Genomic DNA, 13,357 nt, shown 5'->3' with positions numbered 1-13,357 from the left:
TTAGCATTGTGCAGAACGATATAAATCTAATACCGAACCTAACTTTGTATTGCTGACCTGATCAATTTCCCGTCCAGCGCTGTGTCCGGCATTTCCTTCAGCAAAGTGACCAAAGGCTACAAACCAGTCAAAAAGATAATTTTTAGTGTAATTATTAGTTTGGTCATCTAATTTAGGTAAACCGTTTACCTTTTCAACTTCCCTATTTTCAAATATTGCTCGCTCGTTCATCACACGACTAGCCGGACGTTGAGTCAGTGGTTGATTAACAAAATCTAACCATGCAATAAAATCCGCAATTTCAGTATTAATGGAAAATACTTGACGCTCAGCTAATTGATCACGTTTACTTCCTGCGTTTTCATTACGGAAAACGACCTTAGAAAGTTTATCCTGTAAATGAAGACGATTTGCACCAGTAATCAATTCACCAACTAAACCTTCAACGGCTTCTTTAGTAAAACCAAAGAATTGCATCAAATGCTGATCAGAAGAAATTGAACGCAAATGTTCAATCCAGGATTTAAATGCAGCCATAGCAAAACGAGATTCCACAATTTTTTCAGCCGGTTTCTCTTCTACAACAACAGGAGCCGGTTCAGCAAATAAATCAAATCCTTCTGAACTAAAACCAAAACCAGCATCAAAGGTATTTGCTGAATTTTCTTGTGCTTTAGTTTCTTCTTCACCTTTGTTTAGTAAGACCTCTTCATAATCAGAAAAATATAAAGAACGAATTGTCTCTTCAGGTAATTGAAGACAACGTAAAAACTCACCGACCAAAAGCCCTTTTTTACTTAATTCACCAACAATCATTTGTGCTAATTGACGTTTTTTATTGACCTCTTCAGCTCCTTCACTTTGATACCAAGAAGAAAAACGGTTTTCTACAATATGATGGATAGATTCATTAAGTTGCTCAGTTAAACGTTGAGCTTTCACTTCTGGCAAAGCAATCGTTTTCAAATAATCACTAATTCGTTGCATCCCACCATCATTCAATTTCATCATTGCATCCCAGGCCTCTTGAGGTTGAGCAACATGTTTTTGAATATCAGGGTCATTAGCAAAAGTACTACGTAAAAGATTAAGCTGCCCAGCCTCTTTTGGATTAATGGCTAATTCTTCAGTATTATCCATCTCTAAAAAAGCCACTTTGAAACCCGGTTTACGGACTAAAAAAACATTATCAAACGGCTTGCCATTTGCCCATTCATTTAGCCAAGCATAGTTTCCGAAGCGCTCTAAAATCGTTTGTTTCAGCAATCCACCTTGTCCCCAAGACATTTTCAGCATATCTTCATCTTTGGCCAAATCACTACTGATACGCATATCAAACATAGTTATCGCCCAAAGAAGTCCTGGTTTACGTTTAGCACGATCAGTCGGATTATCTCCTTGCGTTTTATTAATCCAACGCTCCAATACAGGACCTACACTATTCACATCAGATTGCTTGGTTGATGGAGTACAAACAATCAAAATATTCATTTCTTGACTATCGGTATAACGCTCAAAAAGATAAGCTACTTTGCCCCTTAAAATGAGTTGAGATACAGGATTGCCTTCTTTTACTTCACTTAAAGAAGTGATTGCTAAACGACCTCGGTACCCAGGAAAATCTAATAAATCAACCGTTTCAACAGCCGGCACTTTAGTTGGGTTAATCAACGGGAAAACTAATTCTGCGGTAAGTGCGGTTAATTCAGCCAAAGAAATGGAAACAGGCTCACCAACATGGCCTTCTTCAATAAGAGGACGAACAGCAATTTGTTCATCTCGATTTGTACCTAAACGCTCAAGCATATCAACGTTCATAATACTGTCAGCTTGAGAAAGACCACCAGTACCATTATCTTTTACTACTGCGGTAAGCGGTGCATAAACACGTTCAGGATTACCTAATTGAGCCAGTGTTTTTGCAAATTGAATATAGATTTGAGTCAACTCTGGAATTTCTGCCCATAATATGGAGAATAATGTTGCTCTATCTTCAATGCTCAGTCTTGGTGCCATGGCTACCGCTCTAGCCCAATAATTAGCCTGTAATACAGATAAAGATTTTCCGAAGCTTTCCTGGGCGTAATCCTGCAAATCAACTACGTCATCTTCATTAACACCTTTTACAGGTTGAGCATTCAATTTAGCATTTAAAGGCTTAAGTATTTCATTAATGCGAGATTGTTCCAATTGATAAGTCACACGTTCTTTATCAAAATCGTTGAAATAAGCATTAACTAAAATTTTGGCAATTTCAATTTCATGAAATAAGCGAAGCTCTAAAGGATAGCCTGTAACAGCCGCTTTTGCTGAGCGAGTAAAACGAGTAACCAAACCCGTTGCTTCTTTTCCGCCACCAGGAGGATTGATATGTTTAATGAAATCCAACTGTTGGCCGTCAAAAATCGTTTCCAAATTGCCCTTTTGATCGGCTGCCAGTGCTGAAATTAAGAAAGATTTACCTGCCTGTGATAACCCAAAAAAACCAGCTGTAATTGGTTTAGAAGAAACGGCACCTAGGCGTTTTGCCGTATTACGTAAACGTCTTAGTTCAAGAATTAAACCATCAGCCTCATTATTTAAACGGGCAACATTTGGTCGAACATCATTCACCCAATCAATCGCTTGTTGTGATGCTTGGAATACCTTATCCCAAGATGTTGTTAATTGATTATCCGTCATTTTCTCTTCCACCTATCGTTTCACACAGCCAGTATCTAACCAATATAATTTTTGATCACCAAGTCCCGCGTCGGTCATCGTGTTTAGATGAAGGGTAATATCCCTCTCTCGTACACAAGAGCGGCCATTTGATGCTGTCACATTTTTTATGTAGAAATTTTCAGCTCTTTCTTGGCTATTACGGCTATTTTTTATACCTAACGTTACTTGTAATACCACACCTTCATTATTCAACATCGCTTTCCATTCGCGGCTTTCTATAGAGAGCATATAAAGTGGAGAAGCAACCCAACGCTCTACATTTAATTGACGGAAACCTAAACGGGTATCACCGCGTACTTCAAAGGAAGTATCTGGGAAATCATAATCCTCATTGTCTAAATCAATATCGTGATAATAAACGTTGCTGTCTTTAATTACGTTATTGTTATCTAAATACCCAATGTATTTCACTGTAGAATAAGCTGTCATTGCCATTGAGCGTAAATAGAAGTTGGTTAAACGCATATCTTTACATAAGAAACAAAGCATAGCACCCACTGCGGCAGTCGTTTTTGGATCATCTATACGACCTTGTTTGTGGAATGGATACCAGTTTCCTGTGCGGTAATGATGTAATGGTAAAATCCGTCCGACTGGTAAAGGTAAACGAGAACGGAAGAAGGATTGTACACCCGGTAAACGAGATGGTCGGCCGGTCAGTAACAACACATCACATTGATAGCTGTTGACGACCTCACACAAAGCGTTGAAGGTTTTGCAGATATCAAAATAATCACCACGAATAAATAAACTGTGAATACGTTCTAAATTCACCTGAACCGGTAAATCTAAAATATTAAAATCTGGACGACCTAACGCACGGCGAATCGGTTCATTAATATAATCCAACACACTTTCTGTAGGCTGTTCTACGTCTTCTAATAATTCACCAAAAGTCTTCCCATTTAATGCATTGGTCTTTTGCATTGGATCATAACCTTCGTACTCTTTCAATACGCGCAAGCCAATTGGGCTGAATACTTGTAATGTCAATTGTTGGCGTAATAATGCATCTTGTACTTTTAAGGCCTGATCACCAATCAATTCAGAAAGAATAGGTTCAGGATCACGTAAACCTGCATTTTTCAAACCAACAGTTAAAGATTCCACTACTACATTACGAATCATGTCTAGCAAAATATCATCACCGGCCACTTTGAAACCATCACGGAAACGCTGAGTCGGGATAATATAGGCGTTACTACCTGAACCACCGTTTTCTCCATAATCCAGCGAGTAATCGTTGATTACCAAGTCTGTTGTACCACCACCTATATCAATAGTTGCGATAGTAATACGATCCTTTTCTTTTTTATCTGGACGTTGCAATGCAGCAATAAATTCTTCTGGTCGACCGCCATAGTTATTTTGAGTTTCATTAAATAGATAGACAACTTGACCACAAGTTGCTTCATCCCATTGAATAATCACCTCAGGTAAAATCGGCCAATATTTTTCTCTTGCACTTTGTGAATTGAAGTCAAAATCATCATCAGATTTATCCCAGCCAAGAGATTTCCAAACCAAGCCGATAGCCTGATAAATAGATTGACGGAAAATTTCTCGTTCAGGTTTAGGCATTGCCGGTGGTACAGTCAAAATAATAGAGCGTAAAAAGCGCGGTGCTTTAGAATGTTCCAATTTAGCTCGTTGAGCAGGACTATTAATCTGCATTAATGCTTGCATCAACACTTCTGATAACATAAACGTCATCAATGAACGACGAGAATATTTAGGTTGGAATACAGGCATTTTGCGTTCAAATTCTTCATCAATATCATCCCGCAAAATATGTAATGCTTCACCATACTCATTGATTAATCCAGAAAGTGGATCTGCTGTTGCATAAGGCTCATAATCTGTTTTTACATAGGATGAGTTAAAACGCCAGCCTTGTTCGTAACGGGCGTCATCCCATAAATAACGTTTTGGACTAGATAAACCTGTTGAACCTTCATTTCCCTCTCGACGACTTGCTAAACGGGCGGCCTCCTTCCCTACGCGCGCAATTGTTGCCCATTGGAAAGCATCACGACGCCCACTTTGCACAGAAAAATGATCTTTGCCAAAAAATGCTTGAGCAAATTCAACTCGACTTTCAAATGGTTCGGAGTACACTCGTTCTGGGCGTGTCAAATCACGTAATTCCAATTCATAGCGTTTTTTCAAACCATCTTTTTCCTGCACGTGATCTTCTATTAAAATTCCACAGGTACGAGAGTTCCCCACATCCAATACCATATCAACTGGAATGGCACGATTAATTTCATCAGAACGATTAGAAATCATTTTAATCCGTGGAATATCAATTTCTTCACCAAGAATAGCCAAAATATTCAAGTAATGACCTTGATGAAATTTAGCAGCAATGTCCATTTTCAGATCATCTGGATGAATTTTTAAACGATCATTTTCGGGAGCTAATTCAGTGAAGAGTTCCAATAACCATTCATTTATCCATTTGTAGTCCAAAAACCACGACATTTGATGAGATTGATAAGCGAGCCCAAAAACCGCGCCAGAACGCACATCTTCTTCAGTTGGCGCAAGGTAAGCAACATCAGCACGATTAGGAAAAATTTTAGTATCAAAAGCTAAAGTAACTCGATAGGTATTGCCTTCTACATCTGGTTCAGCTAGTTTAACAATTCGTGCACGTGCCCAGTTATAAGGGCCTTCATCAAAGCCATCTGTGGAAGCTACTGTACGCAAAACAGGAATAGGTAACCAAACACCATCTAATAATTTAAACGACTGCTCTACACTGATTTCGTGTTCCACTTTAACCATTCGGCTCAAATCACTGCTATCGCAATAACCTTCACCGCTACGATGTTCAACTAATCGACGAATTGGATGGTTCTCACCGCCAGAGGCGAAGTTTCCCATACTTTTGCTACGCCATTCTTTGTCTTTCCAATCAATTTTTAAACCGAAGTCTAAAAATTGCACCCCACTATTCATAATTAGTGAGATTTCTTTTCCGTAATGATGTAAATCCGGTAACATTTTTATTCTCGCTTCTATTCGTTGTTTATTGGTTCACTAATTCGATTTCATTGTCATTGGGAAACTCTGTCCTGAGCCATATCCACCTTGACAATCTGCAATACTCTTCGCGCCAGGTTTACAAATTACTTCAGGTAGCTGATAGCTTGAGCCATCGCTACATTTTGCCACACCTTTATTAGTAATATTCAAACCACTGCCTTGCATTTTTGCAGAAACATCTCCTGTACATTGTACGCCGTCACCGCGTTGTACTTGTACTTGACCTACGCCACCTGAGAATGCATATTTTAATCGTAGCGGTTTACCAGTAGTCTTATCCTGAATCCCCGCCCCAGCATTCCACTGGCCATTTAGGAAATCTACATTACCATTTTGTGTACTGGTTGTTGGAATTTGTAATTGTTTAGCATCAGAAGTGGTTTGATTCTTTTTATCATCTTCTTTATTTTGTCCAGCCTGAGCATCTGATTTATTTTCGGCTAACGGATCTACTGGTGGTTGCTGTGTTTTTTCATCTACTTTATTTTGATCCTCTTTAGTATCCGATTTACCCTCTGCTAGAGGGTCTACTGGCGGTTGTTGTTTATTTTCATCTTTATTTTGCTCTGCTTTGGCATCATCTGCTTTATCATTTTTTGATTCATCAGCTTTGGCAGCATCTGTTTCTGTTAATGGTGTATTAAGACCTTCACCTTGCATATTTCCTTCTCCAATAATTGGAGCATCGCCTAGTTGATTTAAAACTGAAGGATCTGTCACAGCCACACCCTTTCCATCAACCCAGCGTCCATTCAGATATCGGTAAAGAACATCTTTCAATTTACGTAATTCTTTTTCTTTCGGTTTTTTGAGGTTTTTTGTTTGTGGTTCAGAAACTGTGACAGGGTCATTTTTCACTGTCACTTCCTCTTTTGGCCACCATAAATCCTTAAACCACCAAGCCAATAATAAAAGTAATCCAAGTAATAACGGCAATACCCACCAAAACACACGACAAGGATGTTTTTTCACAACGACAGGTTCAACTGGCGTTATAGGTAAAGCTGGTTCAATTGGTTTTGGTGCAGCAGCTTGTAAAGAAAGGAATGGATTACCGTGCGCAGCTGCGTGTTTTTCTAGAAATCCCCAGAAAGTAATCACTGGACGATCATTGACCAAATAAACATGTTCAGGATTAGGAAAGCGCAAGGCTTTGAGATTTTCAGGATCGGTAATATCATCAGGATTGCCGCCACAGAGTAAACGGGCAAATAGCAGTTGATCGCCTTTGGAAGTGGGAGATTGAATGAGTTCTTTACCTAACTCCAGTGCAGTTCGTTCAAAAATTTTCAATTCTGCACGAGCATTTTCACGCTCTTCTTCCGTAGCCGAGGTCCAAGGGATAATCATATATTGCCCATCTGCACGAGTGGAATCAAACGGCACATACCAATCGATTTTATCCCCCTGTTCATTACGCTGTGGGATCGCTAAATATTCAGCAAAGGAACGACCTCGCTTAAACTTAAGTGCATCTCGCAACTGGGATGCTACCGTATAAACTGCCATGCCATCTTGGCCTAATGGCGTATAGTTTTTGATTTCACCACTTCTCAACAATGCACTTAACATAAAAAAACTCCGCGGACTAAAACTTATTAAAATAGCTACCATTCTATAAAAGTTGAGATGAAAAATGAAGACATATTTATATGTTTTGTAAAGAAATATAACGTTTAAATCATTAAATTTTATATGGGATAAATAAATTTCTTAATACTATTAAGTGTTGCTTCATAGAAACACCCTTAATTAACGTAAATACTATAAAATAATTTAACACAATACCTTATTTCATTAGTTCCTCCGCCCACAAAGTGCGGTTATTTTTTACTCAAATTTCGCTATATACAAAAAAATATAATCGCTATATACTTATAAAAACAACGAATTTTGAGTGTATGAACAAATCCACCCTTACCTTTCCCCTTTTACTTTGCTTGCTTATTGGGCTCATTTTATGTTCGCTCTCTTGGGGGCGTTTTGCGATTCCGCTTGAGGATGTAGTGCAAAGTCTAATTGGTAATAATGTCAATGATGTGCAAAACAACATTATTTTTAATCTTCGTTTACCTCGTGTGATTGCTGCCATACTTGTCGGTGCCTCATTGGCTATTGCGGGTGTTGTGTATCAAGGTATTTTCCGCAATCCATTGGTTTCACCTGATATTTTAGGGGTATCTAATGGTGCCTGTGTTGGCGCTGCATTAGCGATTTTAATTGGCTCGGGCATGTTGGGTATTCAAGCCTTTGCCTTTGTCGGTGGTTTGATTGCCGTCTTGCTCACCATGAATTTACCGCGTTTAATTCAACGCGACTCCACCATTGTATTGGTCCTTTCCGGCATTATCGTTTCAGGTTTTATGATGGCAACATTAGGCCTATTGAAATACCTCGCTGATCCCGAAACCCAGCTAGCTGACATTGTGTATTGGCAATTAGGTAGCCTAACCAAATCCAACTACGACAACTTGCTCGTCCTTTCCCCTATTATTTTGCTTACTACCCTTGGTTTATTTTTAATGCGTTGGCGTATCAATGTGCTTTCATTGGGCGATCGCGAGGCAAAATTAATTGGGGCAAATATTCGATTAGAACGAGGATTAATGGTGGTTTGTGCCACATTGCTGACGGCTTCATCGGTTTGCTTAAGCGGAACGATAGGCTGGCTTGGTTTAGTGATTCCGCATTTAGCACGGCTTTTCATTGGTGATAACAATGTCAAAAGTTTACCGCTAGCTGGACTTATCGGCGCGATTTTCTTGCTCGTCATCGACACTCTCGCCCGCAATTTATACATTCAAGAAATTCCTCTCGGTATTCTCACTGGCTTTATCGGTGCGCCATTCTTTGCTTGGGTGCTGATTAAACAAAAGGTGGTGGACTAATGCTGAAAATTGACAATCTGTATTACTGGCACAACGTTGAACATTCGTTACTCAATGGCATTGATTTAACCTTACAAAAAGGCGAATTGCTGACTATTCTTGGAGCAAACGGTCGTGGTAAATCAACGTTATTAAACTGTATCGCGGGGCTTTTGAAACCAAAGAGCGGTCAGATTTTGCTGGATAATTGCAAATTAAGCGAAATGAGCAGCAAGCAAATTGCGCAAAAAATTGCTTATGTCTCGCAACACAGCCCACAAACCTATCAATATCGTGTGCGTGATTATGTGGTACTCGGACGCGCGGCGCATTTAGGTGTTTTTGATAAGCCAAGTGAAGCTGATTTTGCATTAGTTGATGAGGCTTTAAATAAACTTGGCATCAGTCATTTTGCAGACCGAATTTATATGCAAATGAGTGGCGGTGAAAAGCAACTGGTCAATCTTGCGCGTATTTTGGTGCAACAACCACAACTGATTTTATTTGATGAACCTACTTCGGCATTAGATTACGGCAATGTGTTTAAAACCTTAAGCCTAATAAAAGAGCTTTCCTTGCAAGGCTTTACCATTGTGATGACAACACACAATCCCGATCATCCGATGTTATTGCATAGCGCACTACCCAACAGCCGCGTGAGCATCTTAAACGAACACGGCAAATTACAAACAGGTTCGGCACCAGAAATCATTACCGAAGCCAACTTAAAAGCGCTTTATCAAACAGATTTGCGCCTGGTCGATGTGCCAGCTCTGCAACGACAAATCTGTGCGATTACCCATTTATAACCCCACTAGAAGGAAATTCATATGTTGAAACACTCTCTGAAAAAAGGCTTAATCGCCCTCTCTCTTGCAGCTTGTTTTGCTATGCCACTACAAGCTAAGATCATAACCGACGTTGAAGGAAACAAAGTTGAATTACCGGATAACGTACAACGTGTAGCCGATCTTTGGCATGCCAATAACCAAATTGTCTTACTATTAGGCGGTGCCAATAAACTGGTTGGCACGACTACATCTATCGCGGCCAATCCTTGGTATAGCGAAGTGTATCCAAATATCAAAAACGTACCGGTATTAACCAATGGCGAAACCATTCAAACAGAAGAACTGTTAAGTCATAAGCCCGATGCCGTATTGCTCTCGAAAAAATCCATGTTAACTGAAGTGGAAAAAGCGGGATTAAAAGGCGTGCGTGTAAGTTTCCAAGATTTTGATGGTTTGAAGAAAACCGTACGGATTACCGCTGAAGTTTTAGGTGATAAAGCACCTGAAATTGCAGAAAGCTATATCAAAGAATTAGAAGACAATATTCAATTTGTGGAAAATCGTCTTAAAGGTCTCAAAGATGAAGCGCGCCCTACGGTGTTACATATCACTAAAGGCTCTGACTTATTGATGATTGACGGCGGAAAATCCATGATCGGCGAATGGATTAAATTAGCCGGTGGTAAAAGCGTGTTACCAGATGAAGCCAATATGATTGCGGTTACTATGGAAGCTATTTTGCAAGCCAATCCAGATGTGATCATCATTGGCAGCAGCGGCAATAAAGCGCAAGCAGCGATAGATAAAATCAAAGGCGATCCGGCATGGCAATCAATAAGTGCGGTCAAAAATAATCGTATTTATGCCAATCCAACCGGCACGTTCCCATGGGATCGCTACAGTGCAGAAGAAGCCTTACAAATTCTTTGGGCAGCTCAGCTCTTCCATCCTGAATACTTTAAAGATTTAAACATGGTAGAAAAAACGCAAGCCTTCTATAAAAAATATTACGGTTACGCGTTAAGCAAAGAAAATGCCGAGCAAATCTTAAAAGGTTTATCACCTATTAAGTAGTATTTTCAACTTATATATTTACCTATATAATACCTATTCTTTTTAACTCAAACATAAGGAAATACTTGATGAAAATTAGTGCAAGAAACCAACTTAAAGGTACTGTAAAATCAATCGAAACTGGTTCTGTGAACGCAATCGTACACATTGATATCGGTAACGGCAACATAATTTCTTCTACTATCTCTATCGATGCAGTAAAAGAATTAGGTTTAGCAGTTGGTAAAGAAGCATATGCGATTATCAAAGCAACTTCTGTAATGGTTGGTGTTGAATAATCTCAACTAAACTGTTCAGAATTCTCTATAACCGCGCTTTAAAGTGCGGTTATTTTTTTGTCTTTTTTCCCTACCCTCCACTTTCATTCGTTAAAATAATACAGATTTATTAATAAAATTCATTCAAAACCTGAAAATTATGAAGTTGTGTAATTTTATTTTCTATTGCATTCTATAACCGAACAGACGTTTAGACGTCTAAACCAAACAAAACAATAGAAGGATTAATTATGACAACATTTCATTTAGCAGGATTTCCGCGCGTAGGCGCAAAGCGTGAACTTAAATTTGCTCAAGAGCGTTACTGGCGTGGCGAAATTGCAGAAGCAGATTTATTAGATATTGCAAAAAGATTACGTGAACTTAACTGGCAACACCAGGCCAAGGCAAATGCTGATTTTGTCGCGGTGGCTGATTTCACACTTTACGATCACATTTTAGATTTACAAGTGGCAACAGGTGCAATTCCTGCTCGCTTTGGTTTCGATAGCCAAAACTTAACACTCGATCAATATTTCCAGTTGGCGCGTGGCAATAAAACCCAATTTGCGATTGAAATGACAAAATGGTTCGATACCAACTACCACTATCTTGTACCCGAATTCCATAAAGAAACACAATTTAAAGCAAACCCGGTACATTATGTGACTCAAATTCGTGAAGCTAAAGCGCTTGGGTATCAAGTTAAACCAACAATCGTTGGTCCACTCACCTTCCTTTGGTTAGGTAAAGAAAAAGGTGCGACATTTAATCGCTTTGATTTATTAGCACAACTCGTGCCGGTTTATGTTGAAATCTTAAATACGTTAGCTGCGGAAGGTGTGGAATACATTCAAATTGATGAACCTGCTCTCACCTTAGATTTACCGGCAGAATGGATTGCTGCTTATAAAGCGGTTTACGCCACTTTTGCTGAACAAGTGAAAGCGAAATTATTGCTTGCGACTTATTTTGGTTCTGTGGCAGAACATGCTGATTTGTTAAAAGCCTTACCTGTTGCAGGTTTACATATTGATTTAGTACGCGCACCTGAACAGCTTGCTACCTTTGCGGATTACGACAAAATCTTGTCTGTGGGTATCATTGATGGTCGTAATATTTGGCGAGCAAATTTAAATCAAGTGTTAGATGTGATTGAACCATTAAAAGCGAAATTAGGTGATCGTTTGTGGATTGCACCAAGCTGCTCTCTCCTCCATACACCTTATGATTTAGAAGTTGAAACGCAACTCCAAGCAAATAAACCTGAACTATATCAATGGTTGGCTTTCACGTTACAAAAAATTCAAGAATTACGCATTATTAAGACCGCTCTAGAACAAGGTCGTGAAGCCGTTCAAGCCGAATTAGCGGCATCTCAAGCAGCTGCGGATGCACGTAAAAACTCGCGTGAAATTCACCGCACTTGTGTGGCAGAACGTTTAGCAAACTTACCGGAAAATGCCGACCAACGTAAATCGCCATTTGCGGAACGTATTAAATTACAAAATGCGTGGTTAAATTTACCACTTCTACCCACCACGAATATTGGTTCTTTCCCACAAACGACAGCAATTCGTCATGCGCGTGCAGCCTTCAAAAAAGGCGAACTCAGCTTAGCTGATTACGAAACTGCAATGAAAAAAGAAATTGAATTTGTTGTACGTGAGCAAGAAAAATTAGACTTAGATGTATTGGTACATGGCGAAGCAGAACGTAACGACATGGTGGAATATTTCGGCGAACTACTCGATGGTTTTGCTTTCACCAAATTTGGTTGGGTACAAAGTTATGGTTCACGTTGCGTAAAACCGCCTGTGATTTACGGTGATGTTACTCGTCCAGAACCCATGACGGTACGTTGGTCACAATATGCCCAAAGCCTTACCAATAAAGTGATGAAAGGCATGCTGACAGGTCCAGTCACGATCTTACAATGGTCTTTCGTGCGTAACGATATTTCTCGTGAAACAGTCTGCAAACAAATTGCGGTAGCGCTTTCTGATGAAGTGTTAGATTTAGAAAAAGCAGGTATCAAAGTGATTCAAATTGATGAGCCGGCTATTCGTGAAGGTTTACCGTTAAAACGTGCTGATTGGGATGCTTATTTGAAATGGGCGGGTGAAGCCTTCCGTTTAAGCTCAATGGGTTGCCAAGATGATACCCAAATTCATACGCACATGTGTTATTCCGAATTTAACGACATTCTACCGGCTATTGCAGCCTTAGATGCCGATGTCATTACTATCGAGACCTCGCGTTCTGACATGGAATTACTCAGCGCATTTAGTGATTTCAAATACCCGAATGATATTGGCCCAGGTGTATATGATATTCACAGTCCACGCGTACCTGCAGCAGAAGAAATTGAACATCTTCTTCGCAAAGCATTACAAGTGGTACCTAAAGAACGTTTATGGGTAAACCCAGACTGTGGATTAAAAACGCGCGGTTGGCCAGAAACGATTGCTGCACTAAAAGTGATGGTTGATGTTACGAAAAAATTACGTGCTGAATTAGCATAAAATCAGTAAAAAGAAGGGCGAACATGAGAGATTATCTCTGTTCGCCCTTTCTTTTAGTCCAAAAACTA

Annotated in this window: 8 protein-coding genes; 5 read left to right on the top strand and 3 right to left on the bottom strand. The window is 39.5% G+C overall.

The window, feature by feature from the left end:
* Genes INQ00_RS07610 through INQ00_RS07600 form a run of 3 tightly spaced genes read right to left on the bottom strand, consistent with a single transcriptional unit; the run spans position 1 to position 7,347 of the window.
* Entirely contained in the window at positions 1-2,682 is a 2,682-nt protein-coding gene (locus tag INQ00_RS07610; protein ID WP_197546691.1) for a putative virulence factor, read from the bottom strand.
* A 12-nt stretch (positions 2,683-2,694) separates the two neighbouring features.
* Positions 2,695-5,733, bottom strand: a complete 3,039-nt coding sequence (locus INQ00_RS07605; RefSeq protein WP_197546690.1) for a virulence factor SrfB — start codon at positions 5,731-5,733, stop codon at positions 2,695-2,697.
* A 36-nt stretch (positions 5,734-5,769) separates the two neighbouring features.
* Complete coding sequence (locus tag INQ00_RS07600; protein ID WP_197546689.1) at positions 5,770-7,347, bottom strand: SrfA family protein; 1,578 nt, start codon at positions 7,345-7,347, stop codon at positions 5,770-5,772.
* Positions 7,348-7,676: 329 nt separating this feature from the next.
* On the opposite strand from INQ00_RS07600, the gene INQ00_RS07595 reads away from it, so the two are divergent.
* The 5 genes from INQ00_RS07595 to metE all read left to right on the top strand — a co-directional run bounded on the left by INQ00_RS07595 (position 7,677) and on the right by metE (position 13,289).
* Positions 7,677-8,663, top strand: a complete 987-nt coding sequence (locus INQ00_RS07595; protein ID WP_197546688.1) for a FecCD family ABC transporter permease — start codon at positions 7,677-7,679, stop codon at positions 8,661-8,663.
* Positions 8,663-9,451, top strand: a complete 789-nt coding sequence (locus INQ00_RS07590) for an ABC transporter ATP-binding protein (RefSeq protein WP_197546687.1) — start codon at positions 8,663-8,665, stop codon at positions 9,449-9,451. Before INQ00_RS07595 ends, INQ00_RS07590 begins: the two co-directional genes overlap by 1 nt.
* A 21-nt stretch (positions 9,452-9,472) precedes the next feature.
* A complete protein-coding gene (locus INQ00_RS07585; RefSeq protein ID WP_197546686.1) occupies positions 9,473-10,507 on the top strand; it encodes an ABC transporter substrate-binding protein in 1,035 nt (344 codons plus the stop codon).
* A gap of 68 nt (positions 10,508-10,575) precedes the next feature.
* Positions 10,576-10,785 carry a TOBE domain-containing protein gene (locus tag INQ00_RS07580; protein WP_005696093.1) on the top strand — a complete coding sequence of 70 codons (210 nt, stop codon included), beginning with the start codon at positions 10,576-10,578 and terminating at the stop codon, positions 10,783-10,785.
* A 230-nt stretch (positions 10,786-11,015) separates the two neighbouring features.
* A complete protein-coding gene (metE, locus tag INQ00_RS07575) occupies positions 11,016-13,289 on the top strand; it encodes a 5-methyltetrahydropteroyltriglutamate--homocysteine S-methyltransferase (RefSeq protein WP_197546685.1) in 2,274 nt (757 codons plus the stop codon).
* The last annotated feature ends 68 nt before the right edge of the window (positions 13,290-13,357 follow it).

The sequence above is a fragment of the Haemophilus parainfluenzae genome, from assembly GCF_014931275.1.
Lineage (GTDB): Bacteria > Pseudomonadota > Gammaproteobacteria > Enterobacterales > Pasteurellaceae > Haemophilus_D.
Note: the sequence above shows the minus strand (reverse complement) of the source record. Positions and strands in the feature narration are given on the sequence as shown.

Bases quoted from the DNA above. Each gene is read 5' to 3' on its own strand.
- INQ00_RS07610 (WP_197546691.1), bottom strand. From the start codon at position 2,682: ATGACGGATAATCAATTAACAACATCTTGGGATAAGGTATTCCAAGCA.
- INQ00_RS07605 (WP_197546690.1), bottom strand. From the start codon at position 5,733: ATGTTACCGGATTTACATCATTACGGAAAAGAAATCTCACTAATTATG.
- INQ00_RS07600 (WP_197546689.1), bottom strand. From the start codon at position 7,347: ATGTTAAGTGCATTGTTGAGAAGTGGTGAAATCAAAAACTATACGCCA.
- INQ00_RS07595 (WP_197546688.1), top strand. From the start codon at position 7,677: ATGAACAAATCCACCCTTACCTTTCCCCTTTTACTTTGCTTGCTTATT.
- INQ00_RS07590 (WP_197546687.1), top strand. From the start codon at position 8,663: ATGCTGAAAATTGACAATCTGTATTACTGGCACAACGTTGAACATTCG.
- INQ00_RS07585 (WP_197546686.1), top strand. From the start codon at position 9,473: ATGTTGAAACACTCTCTGAAAAAAGGCTTAATCGCCCTCTCTCTTGCA.
- INQ00_RS07580 (WP_005696093.1), top strand. From the start codon at position 10,576: ATGAAAATTAGTGCAAGAAACCAACTTAAAGGTACTGTAAAATCAATC.
- metE (WP_197546685.1), top strand. From the start codon at position 11,016: ATGACAACATTTCATTTAGCAGGATTTCCGCGCGTAGGCGCAAAGCGT.